General features: G+C 72.3%; 20 protein-coding genes. 6 read left to right on the forward strand and 14 right to left on the reverse strand.

Annotation, left to right across the window (positions count from 1 at the left end):
• Positions 1–39 precede the first annotated feature (39 nt).
• From ACT2CW_RS33625 to ACT2CW_RS33635, 3 genes are read right to left on the reverse strand one after another with little or no spacing between them, the layout of a single operon-like run.
• Positions 40–825: a DUF3710 domain-containing protein gene (locus ACT2CW_RS33625; RefSeq protein ID WP_051573833.1), complete on the reverse strand. Its 786-nt coding sequence runs from the start codon at positions 823–825 to the stop codon at positions 40–42.
• Position 826: 1 nt separating this feature from the next.
• Positions 827–1342, reverse strand: coding sequence for a dUTP diphosphatase (gene dut / locus ACT2CW_RS33630; protein ID WP_445519325.1), 516 nt, complete (start codon positions 1340–1342; stop codon positions 827–829).
• A complete protein-coding gene (locus ACT2CW_RS33635; protein WP_138917148.1) occupies positions 1339–1920 on the reverse strand; it encodes a PaaI family thioesterase in 582 nt (193 codons plus the stop codon). Before ACT2CW_RS33635 ends, dut begins: the two co-directional genes overlap by 4 nt.
• 59 nt (positions 1921–1979) lie before the next feature.
• Between ACT2CW_RS33635 and ACT2CW_RS33640 the strand changes: the two genes are divergently transcribed.
• Complete coding sequence (locus ACT2CW_RS33640; protein WP_182471434.1) at positions 1980–2426, forward strand: DUF3093 domain-containing protein; 447 nt, start codon at positions 1980–1982, stop codon at positions 2424–2426.
• An 18-nt stretch (positions 2427–2444) separates the two neighbouring features.
• On the opposite strand, the gene ACT2CW_RS33645 is transcribed toward ACT2CW_RS33640, so the two are convergent.
• The 4 genes from ACT2CW_RS33645 to ACT2CW_RS33660 all read right to left on the reverse strand — a co-directional run bounded on the left by ACT2CW_RS33645 (position 2445) and on the right by ACT2CW_RS33660 (position 5777).
• Complete coding sequence (locus ACT2CW_RS33645) at positions 2445–3125, reverse strand: hypothetical protein (protein WP_199335359.1); 681 nt, start codon at positions 3123–3125, stop codon at positions 2445–2447.
• 35 nt (positions 3126–3160) lie between these two features.
• The gene (locus ACT2CW_RS33650; RefSeq protein ID WP_009714537.1) at positions 3161–3463 is read right to left on the reverse strand and encodes a DUF4193 domain-containing protein; all 303 of its coding nucleotides are present in this window, start codon (positions 3461–3463) and stop codon (positions 3161–3163) included.
• Positions 3464–3869: 406 nt separating this feature from the next.
• Positions 3870–5117, reverse strand: a complete 1248-nt coding sequence (locus ACT2CW_RS33655) for a sensor histidine kinase (RefSeq protein ID WP_445519326.1) — start codon at positions 5115–5117, stop codon at positions 3870–3872.
• Positions 5118–5123: 6 nt separating this feature from the next.
• The gene (locus ACT2CW_RS33660; protein ID WP_014055413.1) at positions 5124–5777 is read right to left on the reverse strand and encodes a response regulator transcription factor; all 654 of its coding nucleotides are present in this window, start codon (positions 5775–5777) and stop codon (positions 5124–5126) included.
• A gap of 372 nt (positions 5778–6149) precedes the next feature.
• Here ACT2CW_RS33660 and ACT2CW_RS33665 point away from each other — a divergent pair, with 372 nt between their 5' ends.
• Entirely contained in the window at positions 6150–6323 is a 174-nt protein-coding gene (locus ACT2CW_RS33665) for a hypothetical protein (protein ID WP_020867951.1), read from the forward strand.
• Positions 6324–6494: 171 nt separating this feature from the next.
• On the opposite strand, the gene ACT2CW_RS33670 is transcribed toward ACT2CW_RS33665, so the two are convergent.
• Together ACT2CW_RS33670 and ACT2CW_RS33675 are read right to left on the reverse strand one after the other, a co-directional pair.
• Positions 6495–7295 (reverse strand): inositol monophosphatase family protein, encoded by an 801-nt coding sequence (locus ACT2CW_RS33670; RefSeq protein ID WP_445519327.1) that lies wholly within the window; start codon positions 7293–7295, stop codon positions 6495–6497.
• Between the two features lie 157 nt (positions 7296–7452).
• Entirely contained in the window at positions 7453–8604 is a 1152-nt protein-coding gene (locus tag ACT2CW_RS33675) for a ferrochelatase (protein ID WP_445519328.1), read from the reverse strand.
• 119 nt (positions 8605–8723) lie between these two features.
• Here ACT2CW_RS33675 and ACT2CW_RS33680 point away from each other — a divergent pair, with 119 nt between their 5' ends.
• Both ACT2CW_RS33680 and ACT2CW_RS33685 read left to right on the forward strand, forming a co-directional pair.
• Positions 8724–9980 (forward strand): MFS transporter, encoded by a 1257-nt coding sequence (locus ACT2CW_RS33680; protein WP_445519329.1) that lies wholly within the window; start codon positions 8724–8726, stop codon positions 9978–9980.
• Positions 9934–11259, forward strand: coding sequence for a D-arabinono-1,4-lactone oxidase (locus ACT2CW_RS33685; protein WP_445519330.1), 1326 nt, complete (start codon positions 9934–9936; stop codon positions 11257–11259). Before ACT2CW_RS33680 ends, ACT2CW_RS33685 begins: the two co-directional genes overlap by 47 nt.
• Before the next feature lie 56 nt (positions 11260–11315).
• Here the strand turns inward: ACT2CW_RS33685 and ACT2CW_RS33690 are convergent, their stop codons facing one another.
• Positions 11316–12026, reverse strand: coding sequence for a hypothetical protein (locus ACT2CW_RS33690; protein ID WP_445519331.1), 711 nt, complete (start codon positions 12024–12026; stop codon positions 11316–11318).
• A gap of 420 nt (positions 12027–12446) precedes the next feature.
• On the opposite strand from ACT2CW_RS33690, the gene sepH reads away from it, so the two are divergent.
• Positions 12447–13547, forward strand: a complete 1101-nt coding sequence (gene sepH / locus ACT2CW_RS33695; RefSeq protein ID WP_198281359.1) for a septation protein SepH — start codon at positions 12447–12449, stop codon at positions 13545–13547.
• Between the two features lie 62 nt (positions 13548–13609).
• Here sepH and ACT2CW_RS33700 read toward each other — a convergent pair whose 3' ends face one another.
• The gene (locus ACT2CW_RS33700; RefSeq protein WP_445519332.1) at positions 13610–14446 is read right to left on the reverse strand and encodes a sulfurtransferase; all 837 of its coding nucleotides are present in this window, start codon (positions 14444–14446) and stop codon (positions 13610–13612) included.
• Between the two features lie 287 nt (positions 14447–14733).
• Between ACT2CW_RS33700 and ACT2CW_RS33705 the strand changes: the two genes are divergently transcribed.
• Positions 14734–15507: a VOC family protein gene (locus ACT2CW_RS33705; protein ID WP_445519333.1), complete on the forward strand. Its 774-nt coding sequence runs from the start codon at positions 14734–14736 to the stop codon at positions 15505–15507.
• A 72-nt stretch (positions 15508–15579) separates the two neighbouring features.
• Here ACT2CW_RS33705 and ACT2CW_RS33710 read toward each other — a convergent pair whose 3' ends face one another.
• The 3 genes from ACT2CW_RS33710 to ACT2CW_RS33720 form a co-directional block, all read right to left on the reverse strand.
• A complete protein-coding gene (locus ACT2CW_RS33710) occupies positions 15580–16224 on the reverse strand; it encodes a thymidine kinase (RefSeq protein ID WP_164432434.1) in 645 nt (214 codons plus the stop codon).
• 73 nt (positions 16225–16297) lie between these two features.
• Positions 16298–17539: an alkaline phosphatase family protein gene (locus ACT2CW_RS33715; RefSeq protein ID WP_445519334.1), complete on the reverse strand. Its 1242-nt coding sequence runs from the start codon at positions 17537–17539 to the stop codon at positions 16298–16300.
• Positions 17539–18135 (reverse strand): DUF5998 family protein, encoded by a 597-nt coding sequence (locus ACT2CW_RS33720; RefSeq protein WP_164432438.1) that lies wholly within the window; start codon positions 18133–18135, stop codon positions 17539–17541. The genes ACT2CW_RS33715 and ACT2CW_RS33720 overlap by 1 nt, the downstream gene beginning before the upstream one ends.
• Positions 18136–18148: the final 13 nt, after the last annotated feature.

An 18148-nucleotide genomic window follows, 5' to 3' on the forward strand; every position in this document is an offset into this window, starting at 1 on the left:
CTCGTACGCGGTACGCCGACTCTCGTACGCGAGGACCGCTCAGCGCACCTCGGAGATCTCCGGGCCGCGCTGGAGCCGGTCGGCGCCGCCCGCGAACCGCGAGCCCTGCGCCTCGTCCTGCTGCACCCCGTCGGGCACCATCTGCGCGTCGTCCGGCAGCTTGAGGACGATCGGGTCGCGCGGGGCCATCGGGCCCTCGCCGCGCACCACGACCGTGTCCCGGAAGATCGCTTCCAGGAGGCTGCCGGTCTCGGGCTGCACCGCGCCCTGCCCGGAGATCACACCGCGCAGGAACCAGCGGGGCCCGTCCACGCCGACGAAGCGGACCACCTGCACACCGTTCTTGCCGTCCGGGAGCTGCACCGGCACCTGGGCGCGCAGCTCCCAGCCGAGCGGACCCTCGACCTCGTCCACGATCCCGCCCTGCTGAGTGATGCCGGTGGCGATCTCGTCGCGCACCTCGCCCCAGATGCCTTCCTTCTTGGGCGCGGCGAACCCCTGGAGCTGCACGGCGCTGTCCCGCAGCACCACGGTCGCGGCGACGATCGCGTCCCCCGCGACCTCCACCCGCAGCTCCATGCCCTCCACGCCGGGCACGAACAGACCACCGAGGTCCACCCGGCCCTCGCCGGGCTCACGCACCTCGGACACGTCCCAGGGGCCCTCGGGGCGCGGGGCCGGAGGCAGGCTCACCCGCTCGCTCTCCACGGGTGCGGCGGTGTCCTCAGCGCCGTCCGCGTCCTCCGCGTCCTCGGCCAACTCGTCGGAGGTCACGTCGAGCGACTCGACGTCCTCCTTGCTGCGCTTGCGGCGACGTCCGAACACGTCATCGTCCTTCCCGGTCGGAACCGACCGAAGCGTATCCATTCCCACCCGTTGTGCCGTCCACGGCGGCATGACCGCCGGTGGACCCGAAGCCCCCTTCGGCCCGCGCCGACCCGGGAAGCTCCGCCACCTCCTGGAAGCGCACCTTCTCGACCTGCTGGACGACCAGTTGAGCGACCCGGTCGAAGCGCTCGAACCGCACGCTCTCGCGCGGGTCCAGATTGACCACGATCACCTTGATCTCTCCACGGTACCCGGCATCGATGGTCCCCGGGGCATTCACCATGGCGACGCCGCAGCGCGCGGCGAGTCCGGACCGTGGATGCACGAAGGCGGCATACCCCTCCGGGAGCGCGATAGACACTCCGGTGGGCAGGACCGCGCGCTCCCCGGGGGCCAGCTCGGCGGGCTCGGTGGTGACCAGGTCGGCCCCGGCGTCGCCGGGGTGGGCGTAGCCCGGGACCGGCACCTCGGGGTCCACCCTGCGGATCAGCACGTCGACGGGGAGCGGGCTCATGGGTTCACCTCGAAAGCGCGCGCGACCTTCACCTGATCCGGATCGGCGAGCGCCGCGTCGATCTCCTCCGCCCGGCCGTTCTCGATGAAGTGGTCGACCCGCACCTCTATGAAGAGGGCCTGCGCCCGCACCGCGACGGGGCCGTCGGGGGCGTCGATCCGGCCCGTGGCCGTGCAGTAGATCTTGCGGCCGTGCACGGCGTTCACCCGTGCCTCCAGGTGGAGCTCGGCGCCGACCGGCACGGGCCGTACGAAGTCCGTCTCCAGCCGCCCGGTCACCGCGATCACCCGCTGGAGCCAGTTGAGCGACCCGAGCGTCTCGTCCAGCGCCGCGGCCAGCACCCCGCCGTGGGCCAGGCCCGGCGCGCCCTGATGGCCGCCGCGCACGGTGAACTCGGCGGTGACGCTCACGCCCTCGCCCGCCCGTGTGGTCAGCCCCAGGCCCCCGGCCTTGTCGCCGCAGCCGAAGCAATGGTCGTAGTGCGCGCCGAGGGCCTCCCCTGGCGCGGGCGCGTCGGGGTGGCGCACGGGGGCCTTGGAGTCCTCCGGCGGCGTCAGCCCTGTCGTTCGTCCACTCACAACGGCTGACCTTACCCGCGAGAACAGTCCGGGTCGGCGGCCGTGCCAAGCTGATACGCATGCAGCCTTACGAAGAACGCCTCAGCGCGCCCCGTTCCTGGTGGTTCATCGCCGTCCTGATGGGGGTCTCGGTGGGGTTGATCATGCTGCCGTTCGGCACCCTGCCGATGCTCGGCGGGCTGATCGGCGGGGCGGCGCTGGCCTGTGTGGCGGTGAGTTCGTACGGCTCGGCGCGGGTGCGCGTGGTGGCGGACTCGCTGGTGGCCGGCGAGGCGAGGATCCCGGTGTCGGCGCTGGGGACCCCTGAGGTCCTGGACGCCGCCGAGGCGGTCGCCTGGCGGTCCTACAAGGCCGATCCGCGGGCGTTCATGCTGCTGCGCAGCTACATCCCCACCGCGCTGCGGGTGGAGGTCACCGATCCGGAGGACCCGACACCGTATGTGTATGTGTCCACACGGAATCCGGAGGCGCTCGCCGCCGCGCTCACGGCCGTGCGCTCGGCGTGACAGGGGCGCGCGAGGAGCTCATTTCTCCAGGGCCACGGGGAGGTCCCAGGGGACCTGCTTGGCCCGCAGATCCTTGCGGACCTTGCGCGCGAGCTTCTTGGTGTCGCGCCGGTTCATCGCGGCTCCCACGGCCGCGCCGATCATGAAGGGCGCCAGGGTCGGCATGTTCCGGAAGCCGCGTCTGAGGACCTGCTGCCGCAGCTCGCGCTTCATCTGGACGCCGAGAGCCGCGTTGACGGTCGCCGGCTGGGCGACGTCGATACCGCGCTCCTCGGCCCAGGCGCCGAGGTAGGCGATGGCGCGCTGACGCGTGGAGCCGGGCGCCCGCACCCCGTAGACCTCGTGCAGCTCGGCGATCAGCTTGAACTCTATGGAGGCCACGCCGACGATCTCGGCGGCCAGCTCGGTGGGCATGGCGGGCGGGGCCGGCAGCATCGCCGCGGCACCGACGCCCGCGCCCACTGTGGCGGTGCCGCCCGCGGCACCGGCCACCAGCTTGTCCGCGAGCTCTTCGGGGCCCAGCCCCGGGAACTGCTTGCGCAGCGTCGCGAGATCGCGGACAGCAATGCGTGGAGCGTTCGCGATGATCCGGTCGGCGACCGCGTAGACCCCCGCTCTCGCGCGCTCACCGCCTCGTCGTGCACCACGGCCGACAGCGGTCGCGAGCGAGGCCATCCGGCCTCGCTCGGTCTCGTTCATGTCGTCGTGTTCCACCTCCACGCCGACCCCGCGGCTCAGGCCGCGCAGTCGCGGCAGATCGGCTGGCCGTTCTTGGTCTCGGCGGCCAGCTGGCTGCGGTGGTGCACAAGGAAGCAGCTCATGCAGGTGAACTCGTCGGCCTGGCGGGGCAGGACCCGGACGGACAACTCCTCGTTGGAGAGGTCCGCACCGGGCAGCTCCAGGCCCTCGGCCTGCTCGAACTCATCCACGTCGACGGTGGACGCGGACTTGTCGTTCCGCCGGGCCTTCAGCTCCTCGATGCTGTCCTCGTTGACGTCATCGTCGGTCTTGCGTGGGGTGTCGTAATCCGTTGCCATGTCTGTCTCCCCCTCTGGGTGTCTGTGGTGTCTCCAGCGCACGTAACGCGTGAGAGGCCGGACTTGTGCCCGACCCGAGGCGGAGATTTTGCCTCACATCAAGGTCTGTTACTCAATCGACACCCAACCGCACCCCTGAAGAGGTGATCGGGTTGGATGGCCATCGGGACCGTACACGGTCCGAATGTCGCACTCACATGCGCCATGACGTGTACTTCCCGTGATCACGGCCCCCGAAAACCCGGATTTTCCCGGCTTTCTGTCGACCGTGACGATCACACAGCGTATATGGCCGGAAAATCGCCCATGTGATCGATCACACACCCTACATCGGGTGGTCGGATCACGAAAATTCCGCCCAAAGCGAACACGTCCCGGCGGGCCCCCGGCCGCGGGATCTTCGGCATCACACCGGCAGCACCACCCTCATCACCAGGCCGCCTCCCTCGCGCGGCTCCGCCGCGATGCGTCCGCCGTGGGCGCGCGCCACCGAGCGCGCGATCGACAGCCCGAGGCCGACGCCCTTGTCGCTGCCGGTGCGCTCCGTACGGAGCCTGCGGAAGGGCTCGAAGATGTTGTCCATCTCGTAGGCGGGGACCACCGGGCCGGTGTTCGCGACCACCAGCACGGCCTGGCCCTGCCGGCTCTCGGTGGTGACCTCCACCCAGCCGTCCTTGGCCACGTTGTACCGCACCGCGTTCTGGACCAGGTTCAGCGCGATCCGCTCCAGCAGCACCCCGTTGCCCTGGACCACCGCGGGGGCGCGCTGTCCGCGCAGCTCCACGCCCTTGTCCTCCGCCTCCGACCGCACCTGCTCCAGCGCCTGGGAGGCCACCTCGGCGAGGTCCACCGGCTTGCGGTCCACGATCTCGTTGTCGCTGCGGGCCAGCAGCAGCAGGCCCTCCACCAGCTGCTCGCTGCGCTCGTTGGTGGCCAGCAGGGTCTTGCCCAGCTGGGTCAGCTCCGGGGACGCCTGCGGGTCCGAGAGCTGCACCTCCAGCAGGGTGCGGTTGATCGCCAGCGGGGTGCGCAGCTCATGCGAGGCGTTGGCGACGAACCGCTGCTGGGCGGTGAACGCCCGGTCCAGGCGCTCCAGCATCTCGTCGAAGGTGTCGGCGAGCTCCTTGAGCTCGTCGTCCGGGCCGTCCAGCTCGATCCGGCGGGACAGGTCCGAGCCCGCCACCTGGCGAGCGGTCCGGGTGATCCGGCCGAGCGGCGAGAGCACCCGCCCGGCCATCGCGTAGCCGAAGGCGAAGGCGATCACGGACAGGCCCAGCAGGGCTATCAGGGAGCGGCGCAGCAGCCCGTCGAGGGCCAGCTGGCGCTGCTCCTTCATGCAGGTGTTCAGGACCGCGTTGAACTGGTCGGGGCTGCTCTGGCCGATGATCTCGGGGCAGGTGTTGTTGGTCGGCTGGACACTGCCGCCGACCAGCTTGAACGGCAGTTCGTTGCCGACGTGCAGGGCCTGAGCGGCCAGCAGGTAGATGATCGTCAGCAGCACCACCCCGGCGATCAGGAACATCCCGCCGTACAGCAGGGTGAGCCGTATCCGGATCGTGGGGCGCAGCCAGGGGTTGGTACGCGAGCCGGCCTGCGGGTCCCAGCTGGGCTTGGGCGGGACCGTCGGCGGCAGCGGGGTCGGAGTCGTCGCCATGCCTGATCAGATCCGGTAACCGGAGCCGGGGACGGTGACGATCACGGCGGGCTCGCCCAGCTTGCGGCGCAGGGTCATCACGGTCACCCGCACCACATTGGTGAACGGGTCGGTGTTCTCGTCCCAAGCCTTCTCCAGCAGCTGCTCCGCGGAGACCACGGCGCCCTCGCTGCGCATGAGCACCTCCAGCACCGCGAACTCCTTCGGCGCCAGCTGGATCTCCTTGCCGTCCCGGAACACCTCGCGGCGGTTGGGGTCCAGCTTGATCCCGGCGCGCTCCAGGACGGGCGGCAGGGCGACGGTCGTCCGGCGGCCGAGCGCCCGGACGCGGGCGATCAGTTCGCTGAAGGCGAAGGGCTTGGGCAGATAGTCGTCCGCGCCGATCTCCAGGCCCTCCACCCGGTCGCTGACGTCGCCGGAGGCGGTGAGCATCAGCACACGGGTGGGGATGCCGAGTTCGACGATCTTGCGGCAGACGTCGTCACCGTGCACGAGGGGCAGGTCCCGGTCGAGGACGACGACGTCATAGTCGTTGACGGCGATCCGCTCCAGGGCGGCGGCTCCGTCATACACGACGTCGACGGCCATGGCCTCCCGGCGTAGTCCGGTGGCCACCGCATCGGCGAGCAGCTGCTCGTCCTCGACGACGAGTACGCGCACGTCGTTGGTCCTTCCATGATTGCCGCAGTGGGCGGGGTGATCTCGCCGAACTCGATGAGTGTTCGGCGCCTCCATCCTGCCTCGAAGTCTCATAAACCGGCGGTAAGAGGGTCGCCGCGGGATCGCCGCGGGATCCCGAGTGCGGATCATGGCCGCGGCGGAGGGGTCCGCGGCGGTCGGAACACCGAATTCAGATTCTTTCGGGTCCGGAGGTTTCCCCCGAAGACGGGGTGGGGAGGACGACTGCACACCCGCGATCACGCCCTGTCCCCGGCATATCTGGCTGGCATTGCCGTCGGCAGGGGCCACTCACGTGATCAACCCGCCGTCGGCACACCCCCGTGCCACCGACCCACGACGAGGGGGCGCAACATGGACGCGTTCACCGCAGGCATTCTGCAGCGCATAGAGAACACCAAGTCCGATCTCATTCGCGCCCGTGAGACGGGCGACGACTTTCTTGTGGACGTGGAGCAGTCGGAGCTGGAAGACCTCCGTCGCCTCGCCGCCGAGCACGGCGTCGAAGTAAGCGCCTCGTTTGCTTGATCCCTTGTGGATTCCGGACCCGATCCAGATCCGGATTCCATGTGACCGTGTGACCGATTCCCATTCACCGCCGGATGGCGATCCAGAAAACATCCGGTAACCACGCCGAAGCGCCCCGGAGTCCTTGTGACTCCGGGGCGCTTCCGTGTGTGTGGAGGGCCGGGGACGGGATCAGTCGTGCCAGGCGCCCAGGTCGTCCAGAAGCCCCCGCAGCGGCTCGAAGAGGCCGGGGGCGGCGGCGATGGTCAGCTCGGTGGAGGCCGGGACGCCCGGCCGCCCTCCGGTCAGCGCGCCCGCCTCGCGCGCTATGAGCGCACCGGCCGCGAAGTCCCAGGGGTTGAGCCCGCGCTCGTAGTAGCCGTTGAGCCGGCCGCAGGCCACATCGCACAGATCGATGGCGGCGGATCCGCCGCGCCGGATGTCCCGCACCCGCGGCAGCACCTCATTGAGCACCCTGGCCTGCCCGATGCGGCGCTCGCGCACATACCCGAAGCCGGTGCCGATCAGCGACTCCTCCAGCGGGGCCGCGGGGCGGCAGTGCACCTGCTCCCCGTTCCGCCAGGCGCCCTGGCCCAGGACCGCGTGGAAGGTCTCGCCGCGCGCCGGGGCGATCACCACCCCGACGACCGCCTCGCCGTCCTTCTCGGCGGCGATGCTGACCGCCCACGACGGCAGGCCGTAGAGATAGTTCACGGTGCCGTCGAGCGGGTCGATCACCCAGCGCACCCCGCTGCTGCCCTCGCTGCTGGAGCCCTCCTCCCCCAGCACCCCGTCCCGCGGGCGGCGGCGCGCGAGGAGGTCGGTGATCAGCTTCTCGGCGGCGATGTCCATCTCGGTGACGACGTCGATCGGGCTGGTCTTGGTGGCCGCCACCCCGAGGTCGGCCGGGCGGCCGTCGCGCAGCAGGTCCCCCGCGCCGCGGGCGGCCTCCAGCGCCGTCTCGAGGAGTTCGGTCATGAGCGGGTCGGTCATCGTGCTCCTTAGCGGATTGCCCGGAGGGGCGAGCGGCGGTGGCGGGCCGGGACGGTGGGCTCGGTCGGCCGGGGCCTGGGGCGGGAGGGCGCGGTCGGCCGGAGCCCGGGACGGTGGGCGCGGCCGGCCGGAGCCCGGGGCGTGCGGGCGGGCGCGGTCAGTCGGCGCCCGCGGCGGCGGGGCGCGGCGACCGGGCCGGGCAGCAGCCCACCGGGCACACGTCATGGCTCGGGCCGAGGGCGCCCAGGGCGCAGCGCACCGGGGCGACCGCCGCCCGGCCCTCGGCGAAGCGCTCGGTGGCCGCGCGCTCCAGCACCAGCTCGCGTACGCACGCGGCGAACCGCGGGTCGGCCCCGACGGTCGAGGCGCGGGAGACCGGCAGACCGAGCTCGGCGGCCTTGGCCGTGGCCTCGGTGTCGAGGTCGTACTTGACCTCCATATGGTCCGAGACGAAGCCGATCGGGACCATGACGACGGCTGGCGCGCCCTCGCCGTGCAGCTCCTCGAGGTGATCGCAGATGTCCGGCTCCAGCCAGGGGATGTGCGGGGCGCCGCTGCGCGACTGGTAGACCAGCCGCCAGGGGCGCTCGACACCGGTCTCCTCGCGCACCGCGTCCGCGATCAGCCGGGCGACATCGAGGTGCTGGGCGACGTACGCACCGCCCTCCCCGTCCGCGGTGTGCGCCTCCACCGGGCCGGAGGTGTCGGCGGCGGCGGTCGGGATGGAGTGGGTGGTGAAGGCGAGGTGGGCCCCGGCCCGCCGGTCCTCGGGCAGTTCGGCGAGGGCGGCCAGCGTGGTGTCCACCATGGGCCGCACGAAGCCGGGGTGGTTGAAGTAGTGCCGCAGCTTGTCCACGCGCGGCAGCGGCAGGCCCTCGCCCTCCAGGGCGGCCAGCGCGTCCGCCAGGTTCTCGCGGTACTGCCGGCAGCCCGAGTACGAGGCGTAGGCGCTGGTGGCCAGCACCAGGATCCGGCGGTGACCGTCGGCGGCCATCTCGCGCAGGGTGTCGGTCAGATACGGCGCCCAGTTGCGATTGCCCCAGTAGACCGGCAGGTCCAGGCCGTGCTCGGCGAAGTCCTTGCGCAGCGCGTGCAGCAGCTCGCGGTTCTGCGCGTTGATCGGGCTGACCCCGCCGAAGAGGAAGTAGTGCCGGCCGACCTCCTTCAGCCGCTCGCGGGGGATGCCCCGCCCGCGCGTGACGTTCTCCAGGAACGGCACGACGTCATCGGGGCCCTCCGGACCGCCGAAGGAGAGCAACAGCAGTGCGTCATAGGGGTCGGGGGCAGGCTGTACTGACTGATCCGGCATGCTCCCGATCCTGCCACCCGGCGCTGACGGGCGGGAAACGGCCCTGCGCGAACCGGGCCCAGGCCCGTAATCTGTATCAGCGCTCTACGATCCTTACCCTGCTCACGGCGGAGTCTGCCTTGCCCAGTCCCAGCCCCTACCGCGCGATCTTCGCCGCCCCCGGCGCCAAGCAGTTCTCCGCGGCCGGCTTCCTCGGGCGGATGACGCTGTCCATGGCGGGCATCGGCGTGGTCACCATGGTCTCCGAACTCACCGGCCGGTACGGGCTCGCGGGCGCCCTGTCGGCCACGCTGGCGCTCTCCGCCGCCGTCATCGGCCCGCAGATCTCCCGGCTGGTCGACCGGCACGGCCAGCGCCGGGTGCTGCGTCCCGCGACCCTCATGGCACTCGCCGCCGTCTGCGGGCTGCTGCTGAGCGCGCACCAGGGCTGGCCGGACTGGACGCTGTTCGTCTTCGCCGCCGCGTCCGGCTGTGTGCCCAGCGTGGGCTCCATGGTGCGGGCCCGCTGGGCGGCGATCTACGGGGACTCCCCGCGCGAGCTGCACGCCGCGTACGCCTGGGAGTCCATCGTCGACGAGATCTGCTTCATCGTCGGGCCGGTCATCTCGATCGGGCTGTCCACCTCCTGGTTCCCGGAGGCGGGCCCGCTGCTGGCCGCCTGCTTCCTGGCGGCCGGGGTCTTCTCGCTGACCGCGCAGCGGGCCACCGAGCCCGTACCGCATCCGCGCGGGCACCACACCGGCGGTTCGGCGCTGCGCTCGCGCGGGCTCCAGGTGCTGGTGGCCACCTTCATGGCGACCGGCGCGATCTTCGGGGCGATCGACGTGGTGACGGTGGCCTTCGCCGAGGACGAGGGCCACAAGGGCGCGGCCAGTCTGGTCCTGGCGGTGTACGCGGCGGGCTCCTGCCTCGCGGGCGCGGTCTTCGGGGTGCTGCGGCTGAGCGGTCCGGTGTCCCGTCGTTGGTTGTGGGGTATTTGTGCGATCGCCGTGAGTATGATCCCGCTCCAACTGGTCGGGAACCTGCCGTTCCTGGCTGTGGCGCTCTTCGTCGCGGGCCTGGCCATCGCACCCACGATGGTCACCACCATGGCCCTTGTCGAACGGCACGTACCACGCGCGCATCTGACCGAGGGGATGACCTGGGTGAGCACCGGGCTCGCGGTCGGGGTGGCGCTCGGCTCGTCGGCCGCCGGATGGGTGGTGGACGCGGCCGGCGCCCGGGCGGGGTACGCGGTGCCGGCCGTGGCCGGGGCGCTCGCGGCCGCGGTGGCGTTCCTCGGGTACCGCCGGCTCCGGCCGGCGCCACAGCGGGAGGGGTCGGGTGCGGATGGCCGTCAGGACCGTCAAGACCGTACGGAGCAGCGTGTGGCGTAACTGGGCGGGGAACGTGATGGCCCGCCCGACGCGGATCGTCGCCCCGTCGTCCACGCAGGAGCTGGCCGAGATGGTGCGCCGGGCGACGGCGGAGGGGCTGAAGGTGAAGGCGGTGGGCACCGGCCACTCCTTCACCACCGCGGCCGCCACCGACGGGCTGCTGATACGCCCGGACCGGATGGCGGGGGTGCGCGGTCTCGACCGCGAGGCGGGGACCGTGACCGTCGCGGCCGGCACCTCGCTCCGGCAGCTCAACGAGACGCTGTCGGCCCATGGTCTCTCGCTCGTCAATATGGGCGACATCATGGAGCAGACGGTGGCCGGGGCGACCTCCACGGGCACCCATGGCACCGGCCGGGACAGCGCCTCGATCGCCGCCCAGATCAAGGGTCTGGAGCTGGTGACGGCGGACGGTTCGGTGCTGCGCTGCTCGGCGGAGGAGAACCCGGAGATCTTCGCGGCGGCCCGGATCGGGCTCGGAGCGCTCGGCGTGGTCAGCGAGATCACCTTCGGGGTGGAACCGGAGTTCCTGCTCTCGGCGCGCGAGGAGCCCATGCCCTTCGACCGCGTGATGGCCGATTTCGAACAGCTCGTGGCCGAGAACGAGCACTTCGAGTTCTACTGGTTCCCGCACACCGGAAACTGCAACACCAAGCGGAACAACCGCAGCACCGGCCCCGCCGCTCCGGTGGGCCGGGTCAGCGGCTGGGTGGACGACGAACTGCTGTCCAACGGCATCTTCCAGGTGGCCTGTTCGGTGGGCCGGGCGGTCCCCGCCACCATCCCCGGAATCGCCAAAATCTCCAGCCGCGCCCTGTCCGCCCGGACCTACACGGACATCCCTTACAAAGTCTTCACCTCTCCGCGCCGGGTGCGGTTCGTGGAGATGGAGTACGCCGTGCCGCGCGAGGCCGCGGTCACCGTGCTGCGGGAGCTCAAGGCGACCGTCGAGCGATCCGGACTGCGGGTCAGCTTCCCGGTGGAGGTGCGCACCGCGCCCGCCGACGACATCCCGCTGTCCACCGCCTCCGGGCGCGAGACCGCGTACATCGCCGTCCATCTGTACCGGGGCACTCCGCACCGGGCGTACTTCACGGCGGCCGAACAGATCATGATCGCGCACGGCGGCCGTCCGCACTGGGGCAAGCTGCACAGCCGCGACGCCGCCTATCTGGCCGGGGTCTACCCCCGGTTCGGCGAGTTCACGGCGGTGCGCGACCGGCTGGACCCGGACCGGCTGTTCACCAACGACTATCTGCGGCGGGTGCTCGGCGACTGACGGGGCATGGGCCGTCGGCCGACTGACGGGGCATGGCCCGTTCGCCGACTGACGGGTCACGGCGCGCCGGTGGCGCCGGGGGTGGGCACGGCCTCGCCGGGCACGTCCGTTCCGCTCTCCGTGGCACCGCCGGACGGGGTCCGGGAGGGGCCCGGGGTGGTGGACGCGGAGGTGCCGGGCGCGGTCGCGCCGCCGCTGCCGCCGTCCTGGCCGGAGCCGTCGCCGGAGCCCTTGTCAGAGCCGTTGCCGGAGCCGGACGATCCGGACGCGTCGGGCGTCGGCGTGGTCGAGGCGTCGGCCGCGCCGCCCCCGCGGGAGGTGTCCGGGGACGGCGCCTCGTCGCCGCGCCCGGAGGAGCCGGGGCTCCGCGGCGGGGCGGACGGGTCCCGGCGCGAGGGGCCGGGGGTGGACTCCGACCCCGAGGAGCCGCTCACGCTGTCGCTGACGGTGGTTCCGGTCCGGTTCTCCCCCCAGACGTTGGACACCGGGCCGCCGGAGAACATCTCGATCCCCGTGATCACGCTCATGGCGACGACGAAGACGGCGGCCGCCCCGACGGCGTGGCGCCGCCGGACCCGCGGCCGGGCGCCGTGCGTGGTCGGCTCGCCGTACTCACCGGGGGCCGGGGTCCGCACGACCGCGACCGGCTCGGCTGCCTCGGCTGGCGCGACCGGCTCGGTGGCCGCGACCAGCTCGGCTGGCGCGACCGGCTCGGTGGGCTCGGCTGGCTCGGTGGGCTCGGTTGCCTTGGCTGGCCCGGCTGGCACCCCGGATCGTCCCGTAGACGCCCAGTTTGGACGCGAGCACCGCGGCGGCGAGCTTGCCGTGCATCTCCCGCCTCGCTTGGACATTCGTTCCAGCTTGCAGGGAGAAGTGACCGATAAACGAAGCGGATCGTTCCGATTCTGTCGTTTCTGTGAAACTTGCCACCCAAATTGGGCCTCACTTCGAAGGATTCGGGCTGCCATCCCCCTCTCGGCCATGAACTCGGCTGGCGTGCCGCTCTACCTGAGCGGCCCGAATGGAGTACTGTGGCGAGCCTTGGCCCCGCTTTCCCGTCCGGCCGCCCGGACCCAACGGGAGGGGTCAGAGGGCGGCAATCAACCGGCCCGGGCAACTCGGCAAAGTTGTGGCAGGCTGCACCCGGGCAGGCCACACTCGTCTAGCGGGAGAGCAGCGACGCAACCGTGACGTCGGCAGGCACCACCCGGGAGGTCCCCATGCCCGAACTGCGTGTCGTGGCCGTCAGCAACGACGGCACACGGCTGGTGCTCAAGGCTGCGGACAGCACGGAGTACACACTTCCCATCGACGAGCGACTGCGCGCCGCGGTGCGCAACGACCGCGCTCGGCTCGGCCAGATCGAGATCGAGGTCGAGAGCCATCTGCGGCCCCGTGACATCCAGGCCCGTATACGTGCCGGCGCCACCGCCGAAGAGGTCGCGCAGATGGCGGGCATCCCCGTCGACCGCGTGCGGCGCTTCGAGGGCCCGGTGCTCGCGGAGCGCGCCTTCATGGCCGAGCGCGCCCGTAAGACTCCCGTGCGCCGCCCCGGCGAGAACACCGGACCGCAGCTCGGCGAGGCCGTGGCGGAGCGGCTGTTGCTGCGCGGCGCCGAGAAGGACACCACGCAGTGGGACTCCTGGCGGCGCGACGACGGCACCTGGGAGGTGCTGCTGGTCTACCGGGTCGCCGGTGAGCCGCACTCGGCGAGCTGGACCTACGACCCGCCCCGGCGGCTGGTCCAGGCGGTGGACGACGAGGCGCGGGCGCTGATCGGCGAGGCCGACGACACGCCCGAGCCGAGCTTCCCGTTCGTGCCGCGGATCGCCCGGCTGCCGCGTGACCGGGACAGGGACCGCGACAGGGACCGGGACCGGACGTCGCCCGAGCGCCTCGGCGACGACGACGCCCCGGCGCCCGCGTCCGCGTCCGTCTCGCTGGACGACGGTCTCGGGGAGCGGGACTCGCTCACCAGCCTGCTGGAGGCCGTGCCCAACTTCCGGGGCGACATGGTCGTGCCCGAGGCGCCGGTCGCGTCGGCGGCCCCGCCGCCGGAGGAGCCCGCCGAGGAGCCGGAGGCCGTCGAGCCGCCCGCCTCCGCGGCGAGCGCGGGTTCGGCGTACGCGGATGTGCTGATGCCGCGCTCGGTGGCGGGCCACCGCGACCGGCTGACCGGTACGACGGACCGCCAGGCGGAGGCGGACGGCGTCCGCCCGGGCCGCCGGGCCGCGGTGCCGAGTTGGGACGAGATCGTCTTCGGCACCCGCCGCAAGAAGCAGGAGTAGCGGCTGCCGCCGCGCCGACGGGCCCCGCCACCGCACGCCGGTGGCGGGGCCCGTCGGTGTGGTCAGCCCCGCTCGGGGCCAGTGGCCACCGGGCGGGCGCTGTCCGAGGACCATTCGCTCCAGGAGCCGACGTACAGGGCCGCCGGAACGCCCGCGACCGCGAGCGCCAGCACCTGGTGCGCGGCCGAGACCCCGGAGCCGCAGTACACCCCGACCTCGGCGTCCCCGGTGGCGCCCAGTGCCGCGAACCGCTCGGCCAGCCGCTCGGCGGGCAGGAAGTGGCCGTCGTCCGTGACGTTCTCCGCCGTGGGGGCGGAGACCGCGCCCGGGATATGGCCGCCGACGGGATCGATGGGCTCGACCTCCCCCCGGTAGCGCTCGGCCGCGCGCGCGTCCAGCAGCACCCCGCGCCGGGCGAGCGCCGCCGCGTCGTCCGCCTCCAGCAGCGGCAGGGCCCCGGGCCGCGGGACGAAGTCGCCCTCGGGTGCGTCCGGCACCTCGGTGGTCAGCGAGCCGCCGACCGCCGTCCAGGCGGGCAGCCCCCCGTCGAGCACCCGGACGGACGGATGGCCCGCCCAGCGCAGCAGCCACCAGGCGCGCGCCGCGGCCCACCCCTGTCCGCCGTCGTACGCCACCACGCGCCGGTCCTGGCTCACCCCGGCTCGGCGCATCGCGGCCGCGAACGCGGAAAGATCGGGCAGGGGGTGGCGGCCGGACTTTCCGGGCGGGCCCGCGAGCTCGGTGTCGAGGTCGACGTAGACGGCACCGGGCAGATGCCCCGCCTCGTATGCGGGGCGGCCGGGAGGCCCGCCGAGCTGCCAACGCACATCGAGCAGGAGCGGAGGATGATCCTCCGCCAGCTCGCTCATGAGATCGGATGCGGTGATGATGGCATGCATAGGGATCATCCTTGCGTAGGTATCTCTGCGTCGATTGGACCACCCGGTCACCTGGTGTACGTCCGGGTGACACCAGAGCGCAATGAAGCCGAAACGGATGCGAGGTAGTAATTCGGGCATTCTGCTTCGAGGCACGGTGAATTGCCGCTCCGCCAGGGCGCTATGTGCCACAGGTGGTGCAAACATCTGTCGGACCCCCCGCATCAGCACCTCCGCACGACCGCCCCGCGCCGCCGACCGGCCCGGGGCCGTACGTCCACCACGATGGTCCGAGGAGAGAATGACGTATGACCGAGGCAGCGACTCGGCGCACACCGGGCACGCCCTGCTGGACGAGTCTGATGGTGCACAGCCTTGCCGCGACACAGGACTTCTACCACTCCCTGTTCGGCTGGGAGTTCACCCCGGGCCCCCAGCAGCTCGGCGCGTATGTCCGCGCGGTCCAGGGCGGCCGGCCGGTCGCCGGGTTGAGCGAGCTGCCTCCGGAACGCCATCTGCCCGTGGCCTGGATGACCTATCTGGCCTCCGACGACGCCGATGAGACCGCCGAGATGATCCGCGCGTGCGGCGGCACCGTGGCGGTGGGCCCGCTGGACGCCGGCGAGGCCGGCCGGATGCTGATCGCCGCCGACCCCGAGGGCGCGGTGTTCGGGGTGTGGCAGGAGTGCACCTACGCGGCGGCGGAGCCCGGGGCGCCGGGCACTCCGGTCTGGCACGAGCTGCTGACCCGTGACGGCACCGGGGTGCTGAAGTTCTACAAGATGGTCTTCGGCTATCAGCCGGAGCCGGCCGCCCCGGAGGAGCCGGGCTGCCGCACCCTGCGGCTGGACGGCCGACCGGTCTGCGCGGTCCAGAGCGTGGGCGACGCCCTGCCGCGCGGCCGGGGCCCGTACTGGATGACCCACTTCGCCGTGGACGACGTGGACGAGACGGTGCGCCGGGTGACCGCGCTGGGCGGTCAGATGGTGCGGCCTCCGTCGCGGGGAGCGAGCGGCCATCGGGCCACGGTGCGGGACCCGGAGGGGGCGGCCTTCACCGTCGTACGGCGCGCCGAGGGATGAGCCGGGCGCCGGCCGGGGGGCCATGAGTCGAGCACCGGCCAGGGGCCGGGGCCGGGCCACGGGAGAACCCCGTCAGTCGACGGGCAGCACCTCCGGTGACAGGGCGGCGGCGCGCGCCCGGGCGGCCGTCATACGGCGCCGGTGGTGGCGCCGGCACAGCACCTCGTAACCGACCTCGTTCCCCGGCCGGTTGACGTCGCCCACGACCACCTGGGCGCCCTCGACGACCATCTGGCCGCCGACGGTACGGGCGTTGTGCGTCGCCCGGGCGCCGCACCAGCACAACGCCTCCACCTGGAGCACCTCCACCCGGTCGGCGAGCTCCACCAGGCGCTGGGAGCCGGGGAAGAGCTTGCTGCGGAAGTCGGTGGTGATGCCGAAGGCGAAGACGTCCACCTCCAGGTCGTCCACCACCCGGGCGAGTTGGTCGATCTGCGGCGGGGTCAGGAACTGCGCCTCGTCCGCGATGACGTAGTCGACCCGGCCCCCGGCGGTCAGCGCCTGGACCACATGGGTGTAGAAGTCGAGGTCGTCGGCGACCTCGATGGCCTCGGTGGCCAGCCCGAGCCGCGAGGAGAGCTTGCCCTCGCCCTCCCGGTCGTCCCGGGTGTAGATCATCCCCTGGAGCCCGCGCGCCGAGCGGTTGTGCTGGATCTGGAGAGCGAGGGTGCTCTTTCCACAGTCCATCGTTCCGGAAAAGAACACCAGCTCGGGCATGAGGAGGCGGGGCCTTTCGTAAAGCGGGGGTGACCGGGGCGGAGGTGAGCGGGGCGGGCGTGAACGGGGGCGCTCAGGAGCGTACTTCGAGGAGCGGCACCAGCTGCTCCAGGGGGGTCATCGAACCGTGCAGCCCGACCATGGCGGACTCCTTCGGCTCGGTGTGCGAGGCGACGATCGCGACATCGTCGCGCGCGGCGGCCACGATGTCGCCGATCCGCCGGTACACCCGGTCGTCGACGCCCTTACCGCCGCCATCGGCACCGCCGGGCCCGCCGAACCAGCCCGCCTCGATGGCCTCGTCACGGCCGGCCACCCACATCCGCTCCCCCAGCACCTCGCGCCAGACGGCCAGCACATCGCCCGCGGCGCCGGGGACGGCGTACACATGGCGGGCGCGGCCCTCGCCGCCGAGCAGCGAGACGCCCGCGCGCAGCTCCCAGTCCTCGTCGAAGTCGATGCGCGACTCCGGGTCGAAGGGGATGTCGATCATGCCGTGGTCGGCGGTGACATAGAGCGCCGAGCGGGGCGGCAGCCGCTCCGCCAGCCGCTGGGCGAGCCCGTCCACATAGCGGAGCTGGTCGCGCCACTCGGGCGAGTCCACGCCGAAGCGGTGCCCCTTGCCGTCCACCTCGCTGTAGTACGTGTAGACGAGCGAGCGGCCCGCGGCGGCGAGCTGCTCGGCCGCGAGGTCCATCCGCTCCTCACCGGTGAGCCGCCCGTGGAAGGTGCCGCCGCTGAGCGCGACCTTGGTGAGCGGGGTCTCGGCGAAGGTGGGCGCGGAGACCTGGCAGGTGTGCACGCCCGCGGCGTCGGCGAGCTGGAAGACGGTCGGATACGGCTGCCAGGCGTGCGGCTCCGTCCAGGGCTGCCAGCGCAGCTGGTTCATCAGCTGGCCGGTGTCCGGGTCCAGCACCGTGTAGCCGGGCAGGCCGTGGGCGCCGGGCGGCAGTCCGGTGCCGACCGAGGCGAGTGAGGTCGCGGTGGTGGACGGGAAGCCCGCGGTGAGCGGCTCCCCCGAACCGTTCAGCGAACTGGGCAGCAGCGAGGTCAGAAAGGGCGCCTCGTCGGGGTGGGCGCGCAGCAGCTCCCAGCCGAGGCCGTCCACCAGGAAGACGCAGACGCGGTCGGCGGGCGCCAGCGCCAGACCGGAGGTAACCCCCGGGACCTCCTGGCCCGCGGCCACGGCGGGCAGCAGATCGGCGAGCGAGCCGGTGCCGTACCGCGGCAGGGGCGCGGAGCGGGGGTCGAGCGGGGCGGGCTCGGGCCAGAAGGAGGCGGTGGAGGGCAGCGGGCCGGTGGCGGGACCGGACATCAGCGACCGGCGTCCGGGGTGGCCGCGGTGGCCTCGGAGAGCGCCTGGGCGAAGGCGAGGGTCTGACGGACGGTGTCGGGGCCGTCCCCGGCCTCGCTGACCCGCAGGCTGAGGTCGTCGGCGGTGGACGAGCCGGTGTAGCCGTGGTCGGCCTCGCAGTTGGGGTCGCCGCAGGCGGCGGGCTCCAGGTCCAGGCGGCTGACGGCGCCCCAGCCGATGGTCAGCACGACCTCGCGGGGCAGCGTGCCCGGGGTGTACGACTCGGGGTTGGCGACGACGCGGCTGAGCACGACCGAGGAGATCCGCTGGAGCTTCACGGACTCGGTGGAGGTGGTGGCGTACGGCGACGGGGAGGTGCCGTCCGCGGCCTGCTCGTCGGTGTGGCTGACGATGAAGCGATTGTCCGTGAGGACCAGCACCGTCACATGGCGGCGGACCTCGTTGGCGTCGAAGGTGGTCTCCTGGTGGACCAGGAACGACACGATGGGCTCGCCGCCCACGGCGGCCTCCACCGCCTCGGCCACGAGTGCCGGGTAATAGCCGCTGCGCTCGATCGCCGCGCGCAGCCCCTGGGTCGTCGTACCGGTCTTCGCCATGTGCACCATCCTA

The organism is Streptomyces sp. NEAU-174 (genome assembly GCF_052665095.1).

What these genes read in the sequence shown, in the direction of transcription:
- dut (WP_445519325.1), bottom strand. Translation starts at nt 1,342, where the DNA reads ATGAGCCCGCTCCCCGTCGACGTGCTGATCCGCAGGGTGGACCCCGAG.
- ACT2CW_RS33640 (WP_182471434.1), top strand. Translation starts at nt 1,980, where the DNA reads ATGCAGCCTTACGAAGAACGCCTCAGCGCGCCCCGTTCCTGGTGGTTC.
- ACT2CW_RS33645 (WP_199335359.1), bottom strand. Translation starts at nt 3,125, where the DNA reads ATGAACGAGACCGAGCGAGGCCGGATGGCCTCGCTCGCGACCGCTGTC.
- ACT2CW_RS33650 (WP_009714537.1), bottom strand. Translation starts at nt 3,463, where the DNA reads ATGGCAACGGATTACGACACCCCACGCAAGACCGACGATGACGTCAAC.
- ACT2CW_RS33655 (WP_445519326.1), bottom strand. Translation starts at nt 5,117, where the DNA reads ATGGCGACGACTCCGACCCCGCTGCCGCCGACGGTCCCGCCCAAGCCC.
- ACT2CW_RS33665 (WP_020867951.1), top strand. Translation starts at nt 6,150, where the DNA reads ATGGACGCGTTCACCGCAGGCATTCTGCAGCGCATAGAGAACACCAAG.
- ACT2CW_RS33670 (WP_445519327.1), bottom strand. Translation starts at nt 7,295, where the DNA reads ATGACCGACCCGCTCATGACCGAACTCCTCGAGACGGCGCTGGAGGCC.
- ACT2CW_RS33675 (WP_445519328.1), bottom strand. Translation starts at nt 8,604, where the DNA reads ATGCCGGATCAGTCAGTACAGCCTGCCCCCGACCCCTATGACGCACTG.
- ACT2CW_RS33685 (WP_445519330.1), top strand. Translation starts at nt 9,934, where the DNA reads ATGGCCGTCAGGACCGTCAAGACCGTACGGAGCAGCGTGTGGCGTAAC.
- ACT2CW_RS33700 (WP_445519332.1), bottom strand. Translation starts at nt 14,446, where the DNA reads ATGCATGCCATCATCACCGCATCCGATCTCATGAGCGAGCTGGCGGAG.
- ACT2CW_RS33705 (WP_445519333.1), top strand. Translation starts at nt 14,734, where the DNA reads ATGACCGAGGCAGCGACTCGGCGCACACCGGGCACGCCCTGCTGGACG.
- ACT2CW_RS33710 (WP_164432434.1), bottom strand. Translation starts at nt 16,224, where the DNA reads ATGCCCGAGCTGGTGTTCTTTTCCGGAACGATGGACTGTGGAAAGAGC.
- ACT2CW_RS33715 (WP_445519334.1), bottom strand. Translation starts at nt 17,539, where the DNA reads ATGTCCGGTCCCGCCACCGGCCCGCTGCCCTCCACCGCCTCCTTCTGG.
- ACT2CW_RS33720 (WP_164432438.1), bottom strand. Translation starts at nt 18,135, where the DNA reads ATGGCGAAGACCGGTACGACGACCCAGGGGCTGCGCGCGGCGATCGAG.